The sequence below is a fragment of the Collinsella sp. TM06-3 genome (genome assembly GCF_003436395.1).
Classification (GTDB): Bacteria; Actinomycetota; Coriobacteriia; order Coriobacteriales; family Coriobacteriaceae; genus Collinsella.
This window is the reverse complement of sequence record NZ_QSPG01000004.1, coordinates 128766-150955: the sequence shown is the minus strand read 5'-3', so window position 1 is coordinate 150955 and position 22190 is coordinate 128766. Positions and strand designations below refer to the sequence as shown.

The window sequence follows — 22190 nt, the reverse complement described above, 5'->3', positions numbered from 1 at the left end:
GAATGTGGGAGGTGTTCGGATAAAGTCGATAATCAAGGCAGTTCCATGGACGGGACGGTATCTGCTTCGGTCGGTTTTTCCGGGCAGTGCTTTTGCAGTAGACTGGTTACTCATTGGTTCTCCGTTTGGCTGTCGTTATCTAATTATTTGTACCAACAAGTATCAAACTTAATTCCTCATTGGGACACGGGTTTAGCCTGAAAGGACTGTTTCAGTATTTGTTATCAGCTTAAGGGGAAATGGGGCAACCCAATGACTGGGGGAGGGGCAACGCGCGTGGAGCGAAAATTCGGCAATATCTTGGTTACGGGCGGTTGTGGTTTTTGCGGTTCGGCGTTCGTTCGCTTTGTCGCGAATAATGTACCGGATGTGCACATCACCGTCATAGATAAGCTGACGTATGCTGCCAATCCAGACAGTATCGCGGGGCTTCCAGAAGATAAGGTGAAACTTGTTGTTGGCGACATTTGCGATCCAGATTTGCTTGATCGAGTGGTTCCCGGGCACGATGCAATTGTTCACTATGCCGCGGAGTCTCATAATGACAATTCGATTGTCGATCCTGGCCCGTTTATAAAAACGAATGTCGAGGGCACATGCCAACTCTTGGAAGCTGCTCGTAGACACCATGTCAGGTTTCATCACATTTCGACTGATGAAGTGTTTGGAGACCTGGCGCTTGATGGCCCCGTCAAGTTTACTGAGGATTTTCCCTATCGGCCGAGCAGCCCTTATTCCAGCTCCAAGGCGGCATCTGACATGCTTGTGAGAGCTTGGATTCGCACCTATGGTCTGCAAGCGACCATTTCTAATTGTTGCAATAACTACGGTCCATATCAGCATCCCGAGAAGTTCATTCCGCATTCGATTGCATGCGTCCGGCGCGGGGAGCGTCCTAAACTGTACGGGGACGGTTTGAACGTACGCGATTGGATTCATGTCGATGACCACGCTCGTGCTGTTTGGCTCATTTTGGCCAAAGGGAAGATCGGGGAGACCTATCTTGTCGGAGCCAATTGCGAGCGCAGCAATCTCGAAGTTCTCAAGCTCATTCTTAAAGCAATGGGCAAAGACGAAGATTTTATTGACTGGGTTAAGGACCGTCCCGGCCATGATCGACGGTACGCCATAGACGCTAGCAAGCTCCGCCGCGAGCTTGGTTGGGTGCCGATCCATGGTGACTTTGCAGCAGAGATTTCGCAATTGTGCCATAGCAACATGCTTTTAACCTGATTAGCCTTTCGGGGTTAAGCTGCTGCTCGCGAACCTCTCGTCGATGAGGCGCGCTTCTTGGCACAGAGTGTAAGCAACCGTATGAAAGGGGACAGACATGGGCAATCGAAAAGCTATGTTTGCTTCGGTGTTTATCGTGCTTCTGTTGGGAATTTGTCTCGTTCCCGCATTTGCTGAAGACAACGTGGCTACCGGTCAAGATGCAAATGCCTCCATCGCTGCAGACCAGTTGAACGAATCCGAGCTCGTTGCCAACGAAGCTATGTACGTGGACAGCACGTCCGATTCGAATGTTTCGGATTCGACTGATGCTGTGAAACCGGAAAAAGCCCAAGTCTGTCTATGATCTTGCTTCCGGGCACGTTGATGACCTTGCGGATGAGTTGTACACTTTTGGCTCTTCGGTTAACAGCAATTTTGTACTGGATGTTCCTGGTGGTACGGCATCTGCTGGTAGAAAGCTGCAGCTGTACAGTGGAAACAAGACGAATGCTCAGGTCTGGCGTGTGTCTCACGATTAGAAGGCTTTGTTGTCGTTACTTCCGTCAAGGGTTGCGCGCTTGATGCCTCGGGCGGTAACGCGAGCAATGGAAATCCCGTTCAGCTTTGGTCCGATAGCGGCACCCTTGCGCAGCGCTGGGTCGCAATTAAAGAAACCAATGGCATCTACACCTTAATTTCGGCGCTCAACCAGTCGTTTGCCATTGACGTGGCAGGTGGAGCTGCCGCAAATGGCTCTGCAGTACAGTTGTATGAGGCAAACGGCACGGCCGCTCAGCGATGGGTGCTAACTCCTGCCAAAACTGAGCAGCAGCAACTCGATAATCGGGCGCATCGGCTCTGGAAAAGCGCTCTCTCTGACTGATGGGGGAGAGCTTGTTCAGATGATATCAAGCAGCGCGGATTCTCAGCGGTGGCGCAGTACATTGTCTGGCGGTAAGATCGCTCTGCAAAACGCGGCTACAGGCCAGTATCTCTGCGCTTCTGGCTCCTCCGCGTCCATAGGAATAGTCGCTTCCCTTGAATTGCCTGGCGTTCTGTTTAATGTAAGGAGTGTCGGGGGTTCCTTCTAAAGGGTTTTATATAATTTAGCTTATGTTGGCGGAGTCAAGGTATATGCTGCTCCCGGTGGATAAGTGGCCATCGGGCGCAATGCTTACTTGGCATATAGGCAATCGCGTTATCCACGTAGAGAGATTCCATCTACAGAAGAATTATGGTTTTTTGATTGGCGTTTTCGCTGAGATTCATAAAGAAATGGGCAATCAGAAATCTAGACTCCTATTGGTCAGTGATGGAAAAGGCCATAAATCTGTACAAGATTACGTAAGAGAGCTCGGATTGTCAGAATCTGTAATATTTTCAGATAAGTCTCTTGAGACAAAAGGATTGTATTAATATAAAAAATATTTACTCTTCGTCGCTTTTCGAGGGCTTTGGTTTGGCATCCCTGGAGGTTAAGGCGTCCGGGCTCTCTTACGTGATAACTGAAAATTCTCTTCAAATGGTGTTGACTACGCCTTATTGTCGAAGCCTTTTCGTTTCTGTGGATTCTAAAGTATGGGTACATATTGCTCTTGGTCTTTTGAAACTTGCCCCAAAATAAGGGAGCTTTGCGCCTAAGAGGTTGTTGATTGTGATTTTGGGATAGATCAATCAGCAACCTTGATTTGAAATATTTTGATTAGTTGTATGAGCAAGGATTACGTTTGTGATTTATCAGCCAAAGTATGAACCGTTATCGATTCGCGCTAACATGGTTTGGAATGCTGCAGGATCTATAGTTAATCTTGGATGTCAGTGGTTAATATCCATTCTTGTTGTACGTCTTTCTACGGGCTTCGATGATGCCGGCCTCTACTCTCTGGCTGTTGCTATATTCGGTGTGTTTTCTCCTATTAGTCAGTATCGTATGTATACGATACAAATTAGTGATATAACCGGAGAAAATACTCTCGGGGAATATCTGTCATTTCGGCTTCTTACTAATGCAATTGCTTTTGTTTTACTCATTGTGTATGCGGTGGTTACCGTATCACCTTATGCGGTTTTGATTACGATTGCATATTCCATTTACAGGTTATTAGCTCTGACGATAGATGTTTTTCATGCTTGTGATCAAAGAAATCACCGAATGGATTTTATTGGAAAGTCTCTAATTCTTCAGGGGCTTCTTTCTGTAATCGGATTTTCAACCTTTTATTATTTCAGCCATAATCTTGTTATTACATTCGTACTCTTGGCATTTTTGATGGCCGTCATCGGTTTAGTATTTGATTATCCGCGCACGACTTCGTTTGAAGGTTTGAAGTTTGGGATCTCGTGGTTAAAGGTGCGCCATCTATTGATTCGTTATTTCCCTATTGTTATCGCCGCGGTTGCAGCAAGTTCCGCAGCTTCTCTGCCGCGCCAAATTTTGGCATCTCATTTTGGGGATTCGTATTTAGGAATCTACGCATCTGCTGCTGCTCCCGTTGCGATAATTCAGATGGGAGCTTCATATATCTACAATCCTTTGTTGTCTTATTTTGCTGAAAGTTATAATGACAAAAACGATCAGATGTTTAGAAACCTTATGTTTCGTTGTGTTGCAGGAATGACGTGCGTTTGTTTCGTTTCACTGCTAGGAGTTACTTGCCTCGGCGAAAAGGTGTTGGTCTTGCTTTACGGAACGCAAATGCATGGCTATGTGTACTTGCTATATCCCTTAATTATTCTCGCGGTCCTTACAGGCTTCATGTGGTTTATGAATGACTTACTCATTTCGATTCGCGTATTTAGAGGTGCATTTTGTGGTAGCGTCATTGCCATTATTGCCTCTGTTATTGCATTCCCGTTAATTTTGGTTTTTGATATGAATGGCGTTACGTTTGTTTGCATTGTATCTTCTTTGGTGAGCATTGCGGGGATGGCTGTTTTTCTTCTCGTGGCTTTGAGAAGTCATTTTGTTTGAGAGAGCTTCTATGCCTTATATATGCATATTTACCCCAACGGTTAATCGTTCAGGTTATTTGAAACGGTAGTGTCGAGAAAGTTTGAGTTATGTATATGGGCAATACGTTTGACTTGCCTATGAGTTTGGATGCTATTTCTAATCGACCGCAGCAGTATGAACAATTACTTGAGGCGGTTTCGTTGAACGTGCACTTGTTCCTTTCGTGGACGATCCGAATCGGTTCTGTTAGTCGATTTCTTAACGGAGAATTGTTATGTTTTTAAGTGTTTTTACCCCGTGCTATAACCGTGCATATACGCTCACACGTTTATTTGAAAGCATAAAAGCGCAAAAGTTCTCAGATTTTGAGTGGATCATTGTCGATGACGGCAGCTCCGACAATACGAAGGAGCTCGTTGAATCTTGGATTGCGGATGATGATCTACCTTTCGAAATACATTATTTTTATCAGGAAAATGCTGGTAAACATGTAGCTTGGAATAACGGACTCAGCCACGCGAATGGTGAGCTGTTTTTACCTGTTGATAGTGATGATTATTTTGTTGACGGTGCGTTTGGCTCCGTTGTAAAAATGTGGAAGGCTTCAAAAGACGACGAAAAGCTAATCGCTTTTTCCGGTGTAAGAGTCTTTCCGGGGAACAAAGAAACTGGCGGCTATTTGTTAACGATGGATGAACCTTATAAGGACTATTCATCCATTACCCGCCTAGCAGGAGGAATCGATGGTGACTTAGCTGAAATATTTTTCACTTCGAGGTTGCGAAAATACCCGTTTCCAGTTTTTGAAGGAGAACGGTTTGTAACCGAAGCTGTTGTCTTTAATAGATTCAGTATGGATGGCTATCTTGTCAGGGGCTTTGCGTATCCAATTTATGTTTGCGAATATTTGAATGATGGTTATACCAAAAACGTTAATCATCATTTGATTAGCAACTGGAAAGGCTACAAACTTTATGTTCGAGAATTGATGGGCAGCAACGCGCCGATATCCTCAAAGTTCATTCCCTTCTGCGGTTTTATTTATCGACTTCTTTTAAAAACCTTTCGTATTGTTAAGTAAGGCAGGCTAAGAAAAATTACTTGCGGGTTGCGATGATAGTTGTGTATGTAGCGTTATCCGCAGCTAATTTTCTACAGCATATTTAATCGCAGGTGGCATCGAGCCTGGCGTAGGGTAACGGCGCGCGGTCGGGGGGCTTTCACACAGTTCCTCATATCTACGTCAAGCTCGAGCCGATGGTGCCCACTTGGTCCTTGGAGAGTCTGGACGCGTCGATTTTCTCGGCGAGTCGCTGCGCCTGCGGGTGCCGGTGGCGTACATCTCGGCCATGGCGGCCACGAGAACGCGGTCGATGCGCTGATAGCGCACGCGCATGTTCTCCGGTATGAAGAACAGTAATAAGCGTGTTTACGCTTATTTAAATCGCTACATGATCTAAATACAAAGAAATAAGAGAGTCTACGGTGCACTTAATATCAAAGCCGGACTCCCTCACATAATTAGCTCCATCGATTCGATCCATGTCTGCACGAATTGGCTCATCGACCATTCTCTCGGCCCACGTTGTCGTACTGTTTAGACCATCCATCTTATAAGCGTAAGGACTGCAAACCGCCATATCGGGCAGAGCGGGTGACAGGATGCAAGGAAGTCCAGAAGCTTGCGCCTCAATAGCAGCTATTCCAAGACCTTCCCACTTTGAAGGAAAAACAAACAGGTCCATGGCCATCAACAAATCAGGAATATCCGAACGCACACCCAGAAATACAACTTTGTCGTGAATATTTAATTCAGCTGCAAGTTGTTCCATGTCATTACGAAGAGGACCCCTGCCGATAAGAAACAAACGCCCATCAAATTCACCGCCGTCGCACTTTGCAAAAGCCTTCAACAAGAATTCGTGATTTTTTTCATCTGAAAAACGCCCAATATGGCAAATAGCTTTCTGTTCAGGAGCTATGCCAAGATTACGCCTCATGGAAGATCTTGTTTTAGATGAAAACTTGTAGTGTTTAACATCGATTCCGTTATTTAATACAGAGAAACGATCGCTCGTAACAACCGCCCTGCCAAAGCGATCCACACCCGCCTCGCGAGAGCAAGCTAAATAGTAGTCAGCAATATAACGTGTGGGGTATGAGAATAAGCGAAAACCGATTTCAGGAAGCGAAAGGCTTGGGTTTGTATTATGGCTATGAGCGATACAGAATAATCCATATTTCTTCGCTTCTTTAATTACGAAGCAAGCAGATGAGCCAATATGCACATGCACCGCACAGTAGTTATGATGCGTGCGGAAAAAATCGCGGCACTGTTTTATATACGAAACGGTGTTAATCCCATTTAGGCGATCGATAGAAAAAATAGACCCACCCAAAGCACGAATTTCAGGATCAAAATCACACTCTCTAGCTTCGTGGACAAGAAAATCAAATTGCAGAATGGATCTGTCGATATTTCGATACACATTCATAATCAACGTTTCGGCACCGCCTCTATCCATGGCGCCTATCACATGAAGAACCCTGCAAGGACAATCGCAATTAACAGGATCCATGCTTTTAACGATCAAGAGATTTCCCTCCGAATGATTGTTTTGCACTGATTATACTAATATTCGGGGTAACTAACCGAACAATCAGTTTATGGAGCTGTTTCATTATATGGGCGACAATTCCTACATTTGCATCTTCTCGGCACTCTTTGAACCGCATGTCGGTGGAGTTGAAGCTTACACAAAAGGTCTAGCAACTGCGCTCACAAAGAAGGGGAATAAAGTCATCGTAGTTACGATGAATACCGAATCTGCTCCGTCAGAGGATGCAATTGATTCTATTAAGGTTCTAAGACTCCCTTGCTATAACTTGCTTAAAGGCAGATATCCAATTCCAAAAAAGAACGCTGATTACCGCAAAGCATGGAAAATGCTCAAGTCCCTTAATATCGAGAGCGTTATTATTAACACCCGATTTTATCCTCTAAGTATTGAGGCTGCTCGATTTGCATCAAATGCAGGGGTTCGACCCATTGTCATCGAACATGGTTCAGCATATTTAACTCTCGGAAACCATGTTGTGGACCCGTTTATTCATCGAGTAGAAATTATACTTATCAATCAGATTAAAAAATACAATCCCTGCTTTTATGGCGTTTCAAAAAAAGCGAGCGAGTGGCTTTCTCAGTTTGGTATCACAGCCGAAGGAGAAATACATAACGCGATAGATTATGTCCAATTTTGCAGCGAATCAAGTAACCGTAATTTTAGAGAAGAACTTGGAATCCGTAGTGATTCGGTTTTAATTTCATTTGCAGGACGGCTCGTTCCGGAAAAGGGCATTGTTGAGCTCATTGAGGCTGCCAGGGTACTTGAAAAAACCCCGGAGGGTTGCGAAGGCAAGCTTATTATTGCAATCGCAGGCGATGGTCCGCTTTTTTTGAAAGCAGATAAAACTAAACCCGATAATATGATTTTGCTTGGGGGGCTATCCCGTAAAGATTTAGCAGCTTTAATGTTGCAATCTGATGCATGTTGCCTCCCTTCGCGGTCTGAAGGCTTTTCCACAGTCTTGCTAGAAGCTGCAGCATGTGGTATCCCCCCTATTGCGACGGACGTTGGCGGAATGCGAGAGATTGCACCCAATAACCAGTTTGGAATCCTAATTAGCTCAATGCGGCCCCTGGATATTGCTAATGGCATTCAAGCAGCTTGTCGTTCGGAAATTGGACTAAAACAAATGGGCAAGAATGTCAAAAGGCGGGTTGAAAATAATTTCAGCTGGAGTGAGACCGCTAAAGAAGCAATGTCTGCTATGGAACACGCTAATAAAGGGCGTGAGTGAGTATTTACACGTTTGAGTGCTGCTGAATACCACAAAACAGCACTCCCGACATTGCGCTTGCGCACCGGACGAGATTGCGGTACGCGTGTAGCGCTCTAACCGGCGCCATTCTCCTCGTACGGATATATAATAATATAGTTATCGTATGACTCATCCGCTCATAAGATATATTGAGTGGTTGTTCAGGTTCTACTGATTTGTCTCGAGAGAATGGGTTTCGATTGTCATTAAGATCGAATGTGCTCATTGCGATTCCTGCATATAACGAAGAGGAATGCATTGAAGGCACAGTAAAAGAACTCCGTTCGGTTGCTCCAGGGTTTGACTTCATTATCATCAATGATGGTTCTTACGATCGTACGGGTGAAATATGTAAATCGCTAGACTGCAAGGTTATTGACATGCCAATTAACTGTGGCCTTACAGTTGGTTTTCAGACCGCGGCTCGATATGCCGTTGATCATGGATATGACTATATGATCCAATTTGATGCAGATGGGCAACATCGTCCGGAGTATTTGGCTGCTCTTGTTGAGAAAGCGGTAAATACTGGTTCCGACATCGTTATCGGTTCTAGGTTTCTGACTGTCCGCAAAGATAAATCGATGCGCATGGTTGGTTCACGCATGATTACCGTATTGATTAAGATGCTGACCGGTCATCGCATTAGTGATCCCACATCTGGCTTCAGGCTGTTTAGTCGCCCTGTGCTTGAAAGATACTATTACGACAACACTTTAAATCCCGAGCCAGAATCGATTGCTTTGTTTTTAAAACAAGGATACTCAGTATCCGAAGTCCAGGTATCAATGCGCGAGCGTCAGGGTGGAGAGAGCTATTTAAACCCGGTCAAATCAATGCAGTATATGCTTAGGGTTTTCGCTACGCTGCTGATAGTTCAATGGTTTAGGTGATTATTATGTCATTTACACTGCGCATTTTACTTATTGTATTTGCCGTTATTGTTTTCTATTTCGTTATCCGGAAGCTGAAAAAGGCGCAAATGCAGGTTTTGGACTCCTTATTTTGGCTTTTGTTCAGCACAAGCTTTGTTTTACTCGGCATTTTTCCTGAGATTGCCGTACACATTGCTGGCCTTTTAGGGTTTATGTCTGCCTCGAATTTTGTTTTCCTATATGTGATAGCCGTTCTGGTGGTTCGCGATTTTACTATTTCTTTGAGACTTGCTAAGCAGGAAGAGCGATTGAATTCTCTGGTGCAGGCTGCTGCTTTAAATTGGAACAGTAACGACTTTAGGTCATCCAATGACGATTAATTGTGATATTTAATTGCTTGAGCAGCTATACCACAGCATGGACCGCGTTGCACACAATTCAGCCCTACTCGCTACGTTGCGGAACATCTGAGTGATGAAGTATAGGTAGGCTGCGCAGCGGGGCGTGGGGATAGTATTTAAGGGCAGTACCGAAAGGGTCTTGGACTCGGTAATTGTGTCTGCTTTTGATATTTTGCATTGTGCTTCAAATAGTATGTTGTGGTTGCCTCGCCTTGTCTTGAACATTAATGACAATGTGAAATAATTGATAAATATAGCGCAATCAAACGGCGCTTTTATGTTCATAAGCTTGAAAGGTTAACTGTAAATGTGGTTTGAATATGCGGTGAGCATCAGCGCCTGCCTTGCTTTTTTGTATTTGCCGGGTATCATTGCGTTTTTGCCCCTCAGGCTGAATCTGATTACTCTTATGGCGGTTTCTCCTCTTTTGGGTGCTGCTTGCTACGGAGTGCTTCCTATTGCGTATGGGCTGTATGGCATCCCCTGTACGACCGTTTCGCTTCTTGGACCTGCGCTGGGCGTGGCAATTTTGCTCAGTTTTGCCAGTTTAATAGCGACTAGGCATCGACCCGATAAAAGGCAAGATATAGAAATAGGGGATGTCGCTATTGTATTTTCCACGCTTGCGGTAAGCGTTCTATTGGTTGTCGTCTTTTTTACCAAGAACCTCGATACTGCCGGTTCGATTTTTCAGGCATTTGATAATGGACATCATCTTAATAAGATTGCTACATTTATTGCTACTGGCAATTATTCGTCAATCGGCTTCACTGAATACACCGCGTCTCTTGGGTCTGTACCCTCTCCTTATTTGGGAACAGAGGCGTTCTATCCCTCGGCTTGGCATGGCCTTGTCGCTATGTGCTGTTCTGCCGTGGGAGCAAATGTCGCTGTCGGTATTAATGCCGTTAACACCGCTTTAATTGCCGTTGTGTTCCCGCTGGGGATGACGTATTTCATTTCCTGCATTTTCAAATCTCGTCGTTTAACGCTTGTGGCGTCAGTGCTCGTTTTGGCAGTCAGTTCTTCTGTGTGGGATTTCGTTTCGTTTGGACCGTTATATCCAATGCTGTATGCCTATGCACTCGTTCCCTCTTGTATGGGCCTATTTGTCGTATGCTTTGATTGTGATGACATTTTCAGACTCATGGGCAAAATTGGCGCCATTGTATTAGCGGGGATTGCAATTGGGCTTACACAACCCTCAGGCATTTTTTTCATGGTGATTGCTCTTGCTCCCTATCTGGTAAGTCGAATCTACTTTATAGCTAAGGATAAAGTTGACGATCGCGTTGCCCTCTTTATTGCCAGCGGAGCCGCCGCCGTTGTCTTTTTACTTTGGTTTGTCTGCTTTCGTTTGCCTGCGTTTCAGTCTATAGTTTCGTTTGACTGGCCAAAAACCGAGTCGCTGTTTCAGGCGGCTATAGATATAGCTTTCCTTTCGACCACGGATCATACGATTCAACTTGGCGTGGCATTGCTTGTTGCGGTTGGTCTAAAAGAGCTTTGGAATTCCAAGGTAAAAAGGTGGCTGGTATTTTCCTACGGTCTGGTGTGCTTTGGGTATTTTCTTTCGGTCTCTACTGAGGGTTTCCTGAAACACCTGTTCGGTGGTTTTTGGTACACTGATCCGCATAGACTTGGTGTAAATCTTGCCATCTTGGCAACCGTTATAGCTTGTTTTGGTATCAAATGTATATATCAGAAGCTTGTCCCGTTTATTGTTAAACATTGGTCGACTAAGGTCGCCAAGCGTTATGCTTTAGCCATTTTGTGTGCGTATGTTGCTTTAATTTATCTTCCCAGTTTCGAGCTAAAAGGACTGCTCACCTTTAATACAAGTTTTGGTAACTATGCAAATATCGTAAGTCAAGAAAACTGCATCGACAATTCTCATGTTCTTACGAATGAAGAGCTTGCATTTTCCCGTAAGGCACTGTCTAAAATACCTGCTTCCGCTGCTGTGATTAATGAGCCAAACGACGGTAGTGCATTTTTGGCTTCGCTTACAGGAATGAATGTGTACTATCGCAGGTTCAACCTTCCTTCTTCTGATTCTGAAACAAAAGAGAGCCAGCTCATTAGGAACCATCTTTCCGAAATCAGTTACAACTGTGATGTTCGTAGCGCCTGCGATAAACTTGGTCTTAAGTACGTTTTGATTCTGGATTTAAATGAGCAAGATACTCCACATCATTTCTGGTCGTATTTTCCCGATCAATGGGAAGGTATAGAGACCATTGATGATGAAACGCCCGGATTTAAGACAGTGTTGTCTGAGGGCAGCATGCGATTATATGAGATTGAGTAGATTCTTTATGTTTCGCGTATACTAGCCAATTGAATTTTATCAACCTCTCGCTTCTTTGTTTGTCAATCATGAAAGGCCAATTTTGAGTTCTCTTACTCCCTTAATTTCGGTGTTGGTTCCCATTTGCAATGTCGAGAAATATCTCGATAAGTGTCTTATTTCTCTGCAGAAACAGACTCTCAAGGATATTGAAATTATCTGCATTAATGATGGCTCTACGGATTCTTCGCTAGACATCATTAATAAATTCGCTTCTGAAGACCCCCGTTTCGTTGTTATCGATAAGCCAAATTCTGGCTACGGTGACTCTATGAATCGCGGTTTGGAGATTGCAAAGGGCAAGTACATCTCCATCCTCGAGTCCGATGATTTTCTTGATGCTGATGCCCTTGAATATATGCTGACCGAAGCCGAATCTCGTCAGCTAGAGGTCTTTAAATGTAATTTCTGGCTTTATTGGTCCAAGCCCGACGTTTCCCGTGGGTATCGTACGGATCTCCTATTCAAGCTTGCTACTCCTGAGATGATTGCCTTGGGTGCACATCGTCCGTTGGATTATCCTGATATTTTTTGGGCTAAAGCTTCTATTTGGTCCGCGTTGTATCTCAAGTCATTCCTTGATGAAAATGAAATTCGTTTTAATCCCACCCCTGGCGCTTCTTATCAGGATTTAGGTTTTACCTTCAAAGTTTTTTCGTGCGCGCATCGCGTTGCCTATTCAGGACGTGCGTTTCTACACTATCGCCAAGATAATGAAAAGTCTTCTGTTAATTCTCCGGGTAAGGTTTATTGCGTTTGCGACGAGCATGATGAGATCTCTCGGTTTATTGATGAGAAGCGTCCCGATTTAAAGGCGACGCTTGGGCCCGTACGAGCACACACAAAGTTCCTCAATTACCGCTGGAATTATGATCGTCTTGGCGATGAGCTTAAGCCTGAGTTCCTTGAGCGTTTTTCAACTGAAATGCGTCAGGAAATCGAATCGGGTTATATTGATCGACGTTATTTTGATCGATCCATTTATTGTGATCCCGCCGGCGAGGGCTTTCTATACTTTGAACCGTGGGAGATTGACGAGATTGATTGGATTGCCAACGATCCCACTTACTACGCTGCACATCGTGCCTGCGAGCATAGTTCGGGCAAACTGGAGACACTCAAGACATATTGGAATGCTGGTGGCTTAAGCTATGTCTATCGTGCGCTCCGCGGAAAGCACTAACTGCGTTCCTTTGCCTACTTCTATAATTAATAAAGCTATTAAAGGTTCCATGATGGTGCTATCATCATGGAACCTTTAAATATCAATTGTTTGAAATAAAAGTCGCGCAGGATCGAAGCTTTTTCTGGATTGGCTTAATGATGAGTGGGTCCACGACCGACGCTACCACTAATGCCAATCCGTAGGCCACGGCTGTTGCTAAAATCCAAGTCGCTAGCCTAAGAGGCCATGCGATTGCCGCATACCCACCGTTTAATGCTCCAGCATAGATAACATTAGTTGCGAATTCTATCGTTGCGTATTGTAGGAGATAGATTGAATAGGACCTTTTTGCGACCCATTCGATTGTCTTCGAAAGCGATTGTGATTGAAGTTTGATTCCATCAGATGCAACGAATATAGCCACGGTCACAATCATCCAGTTGAAGCTTGGGTCAGATCTTTCAAGTCCAAAATATGCGCTCACAATATCGATGATAAAGAATGAGATGCCTGCTGTTTTGATAAACCAAGCTTCTTGCCTATTCAATAACGGGTTAACACGCTTGACGAAATATCCCATGCAAAAGAATGTGAAATACGTTCCTCCGAGAAGCGATTGCGGAATAATGCGTTGAAGCATGCTTATGGCCGCCGCAAAAGTGACATGCTGAGAGTTGATGAGCAAAGAGTTTGCAGCGGATGACAGACCACCCCATGCATAGATTCCTAAGGTCACAAACAGGGCAATTTTGCAGGTACGATCATCGAGGGCGTCGAACATTTTGGACAGTACCGGTGCTACTAAAATGAACGGAATGAGTGCCGGGACAAACCACCAGCCGCCTTGAACAAGGCTGCTGGTGTATCGGATGTAGTTGGTATCTTGAAGCTGGCCAGTCGCCGCTTTGTAAGCGTACAAAAGCGTTGCATAGATAAAGATGGGAAGAAGTAGCGATAGGGCTTTCCCGAAGAGGTAATCCTTGTAACTCTTCTTTAATGGCTTCAGTGCGAAATAGCCCGACAGACAGAAGAATATCGGGTCACAGATAATCGCAGCCGTGCTAGCTATTGCGCTAGCGTTGATATTTCGAAAACTGCCAAGTTGCGGTGCGATGTGAACTACAACAACTAGAAACATTGAGAGGGCTCTTAGAAGATCCCAGTTTGTAAGACGCTTGCTTGTGCTCATTAGAGTTTACTCACCTTTTGAATTGCGCGTTTTGTATACCTGAAGCTCCCATTGTTTCTTTTCTACCTTGGCGACCGAGTCGAGGATGAAGCCCGTCGCCAGACTGAGGCCGCACAGGAACATGAAGCATGCGGCGAGCATGGCAGTAGGGAAGCGGGGAACCAACCCAGTGCGGAAGTACTCAACAATGATGGGGATGCCGAGCGCGAGGCCGATAACGGCGAAGAGCAGCGCGATGAGGCTGAAGAACTTGAGCGGGCGGTAGTCCTTGAAGAGCGTGCCGATCATGGCGATGACCTTGATGCCGTCGCCGACCGTGTCGAGCTTAGACTCCGATCCCGCGGGGCGGTCCCTGTACTCCACCGGGACGTCCTTGATGCGCCAGCGGTGGTCGACGGCGTGGATGGAGAGCTCGGTCTCGATCTGGAAGCCCTCGCTCAGAACGGGGAACGTCTTGACGAACGGCTGGCTCATGGCGCGGTAGCCCGTCATGACGTCCTCAAAGCTGTAGCCGTAGATCCACTTGATCATAGAGCGGACCAGGTCGTTGCCGAATCCGTGGAAGGCGCGCTTGTTCTCCTCGGCGTAGGTGCCGTTGGACAGGCGATCGCCCACGGTCATGTCCGCCTCGCCCGCGATGACAGGGTCGCAGAGCGCGCGGGCCGATTCGGCGGGGTAGGTGTCGTCGCCGTCGACCATGAGGTAGCAGGCAGCGTCGATGTCGCGGAACATCTGGCGGCAGACGTTGCCCTTGCCCTGGCGCGGCTCGAGGCGCACGGTGGCGCCATGCTCGCGCGCGATTCGGGACGTGCCGTCGGTCGAGTTGTTGTCGTAGACGTAGACCGTGGCCCCGGGGAGTTCGCGGTGGAAGTCGTCGATGACCTTGCCGATGGTGACAGCCTCGTTGTAGCAGGGAATGATGACCGCTGTGTCTGTATAGTCCAAGATGAATGCCCCCATAAGTTATTAGCAGGTTGCTAGTATACCTGTCGGCTGGTGCCTGTAATTACTATGGGGTACTTTTCCAGATTTGGATCGCTGAGTTAGTTGCCGCGTTTGATGGCTATACTTTCCACTGTTATGTATTACGAGACAAGGAGTTGGTCCGTGACTGACAGCGTAGATAGTCAGAAAGCGGTGGCTAAGCCGGCCTCTCACGCTAAAAATGATTTCGAAAAAGACAAATACATCCTGAGGCAGCTTGTCACTAAGGATTTTAAGATTAAGTATCGTCGCAGCGTTTTGGGTGTTGCGTGGTCGGTGCTCAATCCGCTTCTTATGATGGTCGTCATGTCCATTGTGTTTTCGACCATTTTTGGTCAGAGCCGCAATGGCTCCATTACGCCTGAGATGTATCCGCTGTACCTAATCGTCGGTAACATTACGTTCTCGGTTATGTCCGAGTCGACGAACCAGGCGCTCATGTCCATCATCGCGGCGTCGTCCTTGCTTAAAAAGGTTAAGGTGCACCGCTGGGTGTTCCCGGTTCAGAAGGTGCTATTCTCGCTCGTTAACTTTGCCTTCTCTCTGGTTGCCGTCGCGCTGGTTATGCTGTGGTTCCATGTTCTTCCTACCTGGCATTTAATCTTGCTGCCGGTTTGCCTGTTTTTGCTTATGTGCTTTTGCATGGGCTTGGGCATGATGCTCTCGGCGCTTGCCGTATTCTTCCGCGATGTTATGCACCTCTGGACCGTCGTTATCACCGCATGGATGTACCTGACGCCTATCTTCTGGACCACCGATTACATTAGCCAGATGGCCCATTGGATTCAGGTGCTGGTTGTTGTGAATCCCATGTACAACTACCTGCAGTTCATGCGCGATATCTTCCTGTTTAACACGACGCCCTCCATGCTTACGCTCGGACTTTGCGTTATCTGGTCAGTTATCGCTTTGGTTGTCGGTTACGCCGTGTTCCATAAGACCGAGCACAAGTTTATTCTCTACATTTAAGGAGCGCTGTAATGACTGAATCTGCTATTGATTACAGCAAGCAGCCCCTTGCTGTTGAGGTTAAAGACGTCACCATGATCTTCAATATGGCGTCTGAGTCTTTAACGAACCTTAAGGAATACTTTATTAAGCTTGCTAAGCACGAGCTCTTCTTTGAGGAGTTCCGCGCGCTTAAGCACATCTCTTTTGATGTTCACCGCGGCGAGGTTGTCGGTCTGGTTGGTACTAACGGTTCTGGCAAGTCTACGATGCTTAAGATCATCGCTGGCGTTCTGGAGCCCAGTGAGGGCGAGGTTAAGGTTCACGGCAACATCGCCCCGCTCATCGAGCTGGGCGCCGGCTTTGATCCCGAGCTTACAGCACGCGAGAATATCTACCTTAACGGCGCACTGCTCGGTTATACCAAGGAATTTATCGATGCGAGCTTTGACGATATTATCGAGTTCGCTGAGCTTAAAGACTTTGTCGACATGCCGCTTAAGAATTTCTCGTCGGGCATGGTCGCGCGCATCGCCTTTGCTATCGCCACCATTACCGAGCCCGATATCCTTATTGTTGATGAGACGCTTTCTGTTGGCGATGTGTTCTTCCAGCAGAAGTGTGAGCGTCGCATTCAGCATTTTATTGAGAGCGGCGACGTTACGGTACTGTTTGTTTCTCATTCCATGGAGCAGGTTGAACGCATTTGCCAGCGAGCGGTTTGGATCGAGAAGGGCGACCTGCGCATGGATGGTCCTGTCGATGAGGTATGTAAGGCGTACCACGACCAGTTTAAGTAGGGTATAATTTATGCGTTGTGCAAACACGCTTTTGGCGTATTTGCATGACTCTACGCTCCATTAGCTCAGTTGGATAGAGCAGGGGACTTCTAATCCCAAGGTCGACGGTTCGAATCCGCCATGGAGCACCTGTATTTATCGAGCCGTCAAATCGACGGCTCTTCTTTTATGGAGTAGCTGATGGGCACATTTTCGTCTGTTCGGATTGAGGCCAATTCCGATCTTCTGGAGAACGGTTTATCGGGTGCGGACGATCGCCATTCCTTAAAACGAGTACTTACGTACGGAACGTTTGATTTGCTTCATTATGGTCACATTCGCCTTCTTCAGCAGGCATCTAAGCTCGGCGACTATCTCATCGTTGGGCTCTCAACCGATGAATTCAATGCTCTAAAAGGGAAAAAGAGCTTCTATTCCTATGATGTGCGGCGTGAGATGCTTGAAGCGCTGCGTTATGTTGACTTGGTAATTCCGGAAGACAATTGGGATCAAAAGCCTCGAGACATAAAGATGTATCACGCTGATGTTGTGTGCATGGGAGGCGATTGGGCTGGCGACCCTCGCTTTGAATCATTGAAAGATATTTGCGATGTTGTCTACTTGAATCGAACTCCTGGTATTTCGACTACTGAGGTAAAGGGCAGGCTTGCTCAATAAAATTGCCCCGTGTATTGCATGGTAAGCACGGGGCAATTTTTAACCATTAATCAAGCAGGCGTTTCATGGCAAGATTTGAGGACCCACTTTCCAGCTCGTTATGATTGACGTGTTGGAAGTGACTGTTAATGTCATTTGGAAGCTCGTAGATATCCCCATAGCGGCTCCAGAGGAATAAATCGGGGTTATTCGGCTCCTCGAGTTGTGTGCCCTCAAACGCTATAGCTTTAGTGGGGAAGAGGTCTGCAATGGGGTAGACCCATTGTTTCTGTTTTCCATCATCAAGGTTGTCGATAGCCCACATGATGCCCTTGGCATGCTCCTTATCGCATATGATTCCGGCCGCTTTGGACTTTTCGAGGCATCGATCGTAATGCTTCTGAATCAGGCTATTGTTCTCGCCCGAGTAATAAGGCTCGTCATGCCAGAATGTCAGCGCTCTGTCTGACTCCATTTCTTCGACCATTTGAACACGGAGTTTTCGCTGCTCTTCGGCGAATTTGTTGTCAGTTGAAGGAGCCCAGTCATAAATGAACAAATCCAGAAAACAGGGTATGTTTTCGTCGTTGTAAAGAAATCTAACTTGTCGACAGTGGACAAAACGGTCGTAAACAATTGATATTTTATATCGGTTGTCGTCTTCAACGATGTCGCATAGCTTTTCTAGATCATCGCGCATGATTCCAAGGTCGGTATCATCGTCCCAGGGAATGAATCCTTGATGCCTAATGGCTCCGATAAGTGTTCCGAAGTTAATCCAATAATTGATGTCGTTCTCTTTGCAGAGAGTGTCGAATTCCCCCAACAGTTTTCCGCATCCAAGCTGCAAAAGCCTTAATCCGCCAGTTGCTTTTGGGAGCTCTTTAAAGAAACGCTCCTTTGCTTCCTGGATAGTTTCTTCTGGTCGCTTGTACTCTTCCCACGCAAACATTTTCATGTGCTCATCATGGGCATCGAGGTTCTGAGCAATCGACTCAATAATTGGAATTGCCATATTGTCGAACTTGTAGTTGATGTTCATGTTGATGCCGTTATCGGCGACTTCAATGCGATGATAAATTCTTTCTAGCTCTTCATGCAGCCTGTTTATATCGTCATGCATGGCGTGAAGCGACCTAGATGATGCTGGTAGAAGTTGTTTAATTTTGTTGAGCATTCAATACTTCTTTCTATTTATTTAGCATTACAAGCAATCAAATCCATTCTTTTGCAAATTCTAGTTGGTTAAGAATGAATGACTGGAATGATTGCTTTAAACATCATTTACATTTTATCAATTTGAGGCGAATGTACATTTTACCCTTGGAAATAGACCGGCGGAAGCGTAACCACTTCGCCGGCCTATTGATTCATTTAGTAGGGACTGTGAATCGCTCGTCTCTTACGCCTCCGTGGGCTCCACGCCCAGCTCGTTGCGGACGAGCTCGAAGGCGGCGGCGATGGCCTTGTCCATGTCGTAGTACTTGTAGCCGCCCAGGCGACCGGCGAAGATCACGTCGCCCTCCTGCGCCGCCAGCTCCTCGTACTGCTTGTAGAGGGCCTCGTTCTTGGCGTCGTTGATGGGGTAGTAGGGCTCGTCGCCGGGCTTCCAGTCGGCCGGGTACTCGCGCGTGATGACGGTCCTGTCCTGCGTGCCGAACTCGAAGTGCTTGTGCTCGATGACGCGCGTGTAGGGGACCTCGCGCTCGGTGTAGTTGACCACGGCCACGCCCTGGTGGTCGGCCTCGTCGAGGGTCTCGGTCTCGAAACGCAGGCTGCGGTACTCGAGCGTGCCCAGCTTGAAGTCGTAGAACGCGTCGATGGGGCCGCAGTAGATCGTCCTGGCGGCGATATCGGGCTCGGCGGCGGCCAGCTCCTTGTACTCCACGCCGCAGCGTACCTCGACGCCCTCGAGCATGTTGGCGACCATCTTGGTGTAGCCGCCCATGGGGATGCCCTGGTAGCGGTCGTTGAAGTAGTTGTTGTCGTAGGTGAAGCGGCAGGGGAGGCGCTTGATGATGCTTGCGGGCAGGTCCTTGCAGTCGCGGCCCCACTGCTTCTCGGTGTAGCCCTTCACGAGCGTCTCGAAGATGTCGCGGCCGACGAGCGACAGCGCCTGCTCCTCGAGGTTGGCCGGCTCTCCGATGTTCTCGGCGGCCACCTGCTCTGCGATCTTGGCCTTGGCGTCCGCCGGCGTGACGACGTCCGGCCACATCTTGGCGAAGGTGTTCATGTTGAAGGGCATGTTGTACATGTTGCCATGGAAGTTGGCTACCGGCGAGTTGACGTAGTTGTTGAACTCGGCGAAGCGGTTGACGTAGTCCCAGACGTCCCTCATGGAGGTGTGGAAGATGTGCGCGCCGTAGCGGTGGACCTGGATGCCCTCGACGTCCTCGGTGTAGACGTTGCCGGCGATGTGGTCGCGGCGATCGATGACCAGGACCGACTTGCCGGCGCGCCTGGCGGCATTGGCAAAGACGGCGCCCGAAAGGCCGGCACCGACGACGAGGTAATCGTACTGGGACATTGATGTGCTCCTTTGTATGTAATCAAACAGTTACTTAAGATTTGGGACAAATAAACCTGATAATTCTGTTCTAAGGATTAGTGTACCAGGCGTGTTGTAGGCTTTCTTTCAGCAGCTTCAGCTCATGTGCATAGCCCCGGTTTCTAGATGATTTAAAGAATCTGCTAATTCGTCTTCAAACACTCCGGTAAGACTTTCGATACGGCATTCATTGCCTGCGGCTTTAGGTACTGCTCGTTGAGTCGTGCCTTTTTGTAAGCGTAGCGAGTGTCTGCTGAGTATTTGACCAGCACATCGGTGAAGAACCGCTCCCAGCTTAAATAATCGCGACTTTCGATATAGCTTGAGGGGTCCTCGAGGATCTTGGGAATGTCGCTGCTGGGTATGAGCCCGGAGCGCAGAAGTGTCCACTCGAATGATTCCGGGAGGAACAAGCGAACGTTTTTGTAAACGCGCTGTCCCAGTACCTTTTCGATGTAGGGGCCAAACGCTGCGCCGTCTCCTATGGCAAGGATGTTTTTCTCGGGACATTCGTGAATCATTCGTTTTAGATTCGCTACGCCGGTAGCGGTATGGCAGGGGATTCCCAGTCGGTTGCAAAGGGCGCTGTAGAATTGATAGCCAGACTTGCTATCCTCGACAACTATGGCGTCGGGTACCTCGAATCCAACATTTAGATCCTGGTAAAGCATGTTTGCCGTGTGGCTGTATATCGGTTTTGTTACCGAGTAGAAGCGTTTATCGCTCTTTCGGCCATTGATTGTTTTACTCGTGGTGTTTACCAGCTTTAGGATTTCGTTGACACTGTAGGGGAGTTCGCTGGCGTCTCGACGAGATATCAGGACAAAATAGTTGGACGACCCGTTAACGGCTTTTGCGAAGTCTTTTGAGTAGATAAATTCGTTACCCTCATCTAAAAAGATTATTGAGTCCTCGATAATCGAAAGCTCGCGTTCCCAACGCCTGCCAGATAGCGTTTCACAGGGAACGTCACAACTGAGCGTGACGCCGCTCTCCGGTCCACGATCGTTGTAGTCGCGAATCATCGAGATGAGTGTCGTTTTGCCCGTGCCGCTGTTGCCGCGGATGAAGGAAATATTGCGTTTAAAGGTGAGCGTGTATTTGACTTTTGCGCGCTCCACGACAACGGTGTGTGTTCCCTTCATTATTCATCAACATCCAAAAAGTCATTCGTGGCGCCGACAAGCTCCTGCATGTTCCTGACGATGCGGCCATCGTTATTAATGCGAATCTCAAAATGCTTCCAGGGGAATTTCATGATGTGGTAAAGGGTTACCAGCACATCCTGCTCTTTGCCAATTTTGAGCAGCCAGCGGGCGCAGTTATCTCCGCAAGTGGATGCATTAAACACCATGTTTGGTAGATTGCGCACCAGCAGCAGCGTCTTAACGCCGCCGGAAAGCTCGAGGGGCGTAATCGAACCGAGCTGTTTGCTGATGATGTTGTGGGGGCCGATGAGCTCTGAACCGTCAATACTTTTAATCATCTGCGCTGCCATAGGGTCCTCGAACCAGGAATCCAGGTACGAGTTCCTAAAATAGGTTTCGGTATCGTAGATGGAACCGGGGTAATCCCCCAGGTGAATGCTCAGCATGTGGGTCTCCAGACGTTGTGTGACTGCAACGATTATATGCCAGTAATAAAATGCCGGCAGCAGCGAGGTGCTGCTGCCGGCGCTGGAGTTCTGTTCGTGTGAATCGTTGCTAATAAATGGATCCGCGAGGCTACTTTTCGAGATGCTCTTTCAGCAGCTCCAGCGCGTGGGCGTAGCCCTGCAGGCCCTCGCCGGTGATGGTGGCGAAGCAGGCTAGGCGTGCGTAGCTCACCTGGCGGAAGTCCTCGCGGGTCTCGACAGCGCTGATGTGGACCTCCACAGCCGGGATTGCGACGGCTTTGAGCGCGTCCAGGATGGCCACGCTCGTATGCGTGTAGGCGGCCGGGTTGATGACGATGCCGTCGACCTTGCCGTAGGCCTCTTGGATCTTGTCGACGATGCTGCCCTCGTGGTTGGACTGGAAAACCTCGATCTCGTCGAAGCCCTGTTCGGCGCCCGCTTCCTGGCAGATCTGCACTAAGCGGTCGTAGTTGTCGCTGCCATAGATGCCCGGCTCGCGAATGCCGAGCATGTTGAGGTTGGGGCCGTTGATGACGAGTGCTTTCATGGTTGCTTCCTTTGCGGTTGGAAAACCACCACAAAGGTGCCTGTCCCCTTTGTGGTGGTTTTGGTTAGAGGGCGGGTGGGAG

General features: G+C 47.5%; 22 protein-coding genes and 1 tRNA gene. 15 read left to right on the top strand and 8 right to left on the bottom strand.

The genetic code is table 11. The annotated features are described in order from the left end of the window. Window positions 1-276 precede the first annotated feature (276 nt). The 6 genes from rfbB to DXD56_RS03115 all read left to right on the top strand — a co-directional run bounded on the left by rfbB (window position 277) and on the right by DXD56_RS03115 (window position 5249). A complete protein-coding gene (gene rfbB / locus DXD56_RS03140; protein WP_233524914.1) occupies window positions 277-1233 on the top strand; it encodes a dTDP-glucose 4,6-dehydratase in 957 nt (318 codons plus the stop codon). Between the two features lie 97 nt (window positions 1234-1330). After that, window positions 1331-1579, top strand: coding sequence for a hypothetical protein (locus DXD56_RS03135; RefSeq protein WP_117640010.1), 249 nt, complete (start codon window positions 1331-1333; stop codon window positions 1577-1579). Between the two features lie 37 nt (window positions 1580-1616). Further along, a complete protein-coding gene (locus DXD56_RS10295) occupies window positions 1617-1754 on the top strand; it encodes an RICIN domain-containing protein (protein WP_370446000.1) in 138 nt (45 codons plus the stop codon). Then, window positions 1733-2098 (top strand): RICIN domain-containing protein, encoded by a 366-nt coding sequence (locus DXD56_RS10290; RefSeq protein ID WP_117640008.1) that lies wholly within the window; start codon window positions 1733-1735, stop codon window positions 2096-2098. Before DXD56_RS10295 ends, DXD56_RS10290 begins: the two co-directional genes overlap by 22 nt. 846 nt (window positions 2099-2944) lie before the next feature. Next, window positions 2945-4186 (top strand): lipopolysaccharide biosynthesis protein, encoded by a 1242-nt coding sequence (locus DXD56_RS03120; RefSeq protein WP_147325174.1) that lies wholly within the window; start codon window positions 2945-2947, stop codon window positions 4184-4186. A gap of 256 nt (window positions 4187-4442) precedes the next feature. Beyond that, entirely contained in the window at window positions 4443-5249 is an 807-nt protein-coding gene (locus DXD56_RS03115) for a glycosyltransferase family A protein (protein ID WP_117640002.1), read from the top strand. A 358-nt stretch (window positions 5250-5607) separates the two neighbouring features. On the opposite strand, the gene DXD56_RS03110 is transcribed toward DXD56_RS03115, so the two are convergent. Then, complete coding sequence (locus DXD56_RS03110; protein ID WP_117640000.1) at window positions 5608-6762, bottom strand: glycosyltransferase family 1 protein; 1155 nt, start codon at window positions 6760-6762, stop codon at window positions 5608-5610. Between the two features lie 91 nt (window positions 6763-6853). Between DXD56_RS03110 and DXD56_RS03105 the strand changes: the two genes are divergently transcribed. The 5 genes from DXD56_RS03105 (at window position 6854) to DXD56_RS03085 (ending at window position 12859) form a co-directional block, all read left to right on the top strand. Continuing rightward, a complete protein-coding gene (locus DXD56_RS03105; protein ID WP_158549294.1) occupies window positions 6854-8029 on the top strand; it encodes a glycosyltransferase family 4 protein in 1176 nt (391 codons plus the stop codon). 239 nt (window positions 8030-8268) lie between these two features. After that, window positions 8269-8943: a glycosyltransferase family 2 protein gene (locus DXD56_RS03100; RefSeq protein ID WP_199411532.1), complete on the top strand. Its 675-nt coding sequence runs from the start codon at window positions 8269-8271 to the stop codon at window positions 8941-8943. A gap of 5 nt (window positions 8944-8948) precedes the next feature. Beyond that, on the top strand, window positions 8949-9305 hold the full coding sequence (locus tag DXD56_RS03095; RefSeq protein ID WP_117640018.1) for a DUF2304 domain-containing protein: 357 nt from the start codon (window positions 8949-8951) through the stop codon (window positions 9303-9305). 328 nt (window positions 9306-9633) lie between these two features. Then, the gene (locus tag DXD56_RS03090) at window positions 9634-11637 is read left to right on the top strand and encodes a DUF6541 family protein (protein WP_117639994.1); all 2004 of its coding nucleotides are present in this window, start codon (window positions 9634-9636) and stop codon (window positions 11635-11637) included. A gap of 82 nt (window positions 11638-11719) precedes the next feature. Further along, window positions 11720-12859, top strand: a complete 1140-nt coding sequence (locus tag DXD56_RS03085) for a glycosyltransferase (RefSeq protein WP_158549292.1) — start codon at window positions 11720-11722, stop codon at window positions 12857-12859. 82 nt (window positions 12860-12941) lie between these two features. Here the strand turns inward: DXD56_RS03085 and DXD56_RS03080 are convergent, their stop codons facing one another. Together DXD56_RS03080 and DXD56_RS03075 are read right to left on the bottom strand one after the other, a co-directional pair. After that, complete coding sequence (locus tag DXD56_RS03080) at window positions 12942-14030, bottom strand: acyltransferase (RefSeq protein ID WP_117639990.1); 1089 nt, start codon at window positions 14028-14030, stop codon at window positions 12942-12944. Between the two features lie 6 nt (window positions 14031-14036). Further along, entirely contained in the window at window positions 14037-14975 is a 939-nt protein-coding gene (locus DXD56_RS03075; protein WP_233524913.1) for a glycosyltransferase family 2 protein, read from the bottom strand. 162 nt (window positions 14976-15137) lie between these two features. On the opposite strand from DXD56_RS03075, the gene DXD56_RS03070 reads away from it, so the two are divergent. The 4 genes from DXD56_RS03070 (at window position 15138) to tagD (ending at window position 17419) form a co-directional block, all read left to right on the top strand. Continuing rightward, window positions 15138-15983 (top strand): ABC transporter permease, encoded by an 846-nt coding sequence (locus DXD56_RS03070; RefSeq protein WP_233524912.1) that lies wholly within the window; start codon window positions 15138-15140, stop codon window positions 15981-15983. Between the two features lie 11 nt (window positions 15984-15994). Beyond that, window positions 15995-16762 carry an ABC transporter ATP-binding protein gene (locus DXD56_RS03065; RefSeq protein ID WP_117639984.1) on the top strand — a complete coding sequence of 256 codons (768 nt, stop codon included), beginning with the start codon at window positions 15995-15997 and terminating at the stop codon, window positions 16760-16762. A 54-nt stretch (window positions 16763-16816) separates the two neighbouring features. Then, a tRNA-Arg gene (locus tag DXD56_RS03060) sits at window positions 16817-16890 on the top strand. Between the two features lie 52 nt (window positions 16891-16942). After that, window positions 16943-17419, top strand: coding sequence for a glycerol-3-phosphate cytidylyltransferase (gene tagD, locus DXD56_RS03055; protein ID WP_117639982.1), 477 nt, complete (start codon window positions 16943-16945; stop codon window positions 17417-17419). Between the two features lie 46 nt (window positions 17420-17465). Here the strand turns inward: tagD and DXD56_RS03050 are convergent, their stop codons facing one another. The 5 genes from DXD56_RS03050 to aroQ all read right to left on the bottom strand — a co-directional run bounded on the left by DXD56_RS03050 (window position 17466) and on the right by aroQ (window position 22108). Next, the gene (locus DXD56_RS03050; protein WP_117639980.1) at window positions 17466-18575 is read right to left on the bottom strand and encodes a phosphorylcholine transferase LicD; all 1110 of its coding nucleotides are present in this window, start codon (window positions 18573-18575) and stop codon (window positions 17466-17468) included. Window positions 18576-18800: 225 nt separating this feature from the next. Then, window positions 18801-19925, bottom strand: a complete 1125-nt coding sequence (gene glf / locus DXD56_RS03045) for a UDP-galactopyranose mutase (protein WP_117639979.1) — start codon at window positions 19923-19925, stop codon at window positions 18801-18803. A gap of 164 nt (window positions 19926-20089) precedes the next feature. Then, window positions 20090-21091: a translation initiation factor 2 gene (locus DXD56_RS03040; RefSeq protein ID WP_117639977.1), complete on the bottom strand. Its 1002-nt coding sequence runs from the start codon at window positions 21089-21091 to the stop codon at window positions 20090-20092. After that, window positions 21091-21540 carry a DUF4869 domain-containing protein gene (locus DXD56_RS03035; RefSeq protein ID WP_117639975.1) on the bottom strand — a complete coding sequence of 150 codons (450 nt, stop codon included), beginning with the start codon at window positions 21538-21540 and terminating at the stop codon, window positions 21091-21093. The genes DXD56_RS03040 and DXD56_RS03035 overlap by 1 nt, the downstream gene beginning before the upstream one ends. A gap of 130 nt (window positions 21541-21670) precedes the next feature. After that, complete coding sequence (aroQ, locus tag DXD56_RS03030) at window positions 21671-22108, bottom strand: type II 3-dehydroquinate dehydratase (protein WP_117639973.1); 438 nt, start codon at window positions 22106-22108, stop codon at window positions 21671-21673. Window positions 22109-22190: the final 82 nt, after the last annotated feature.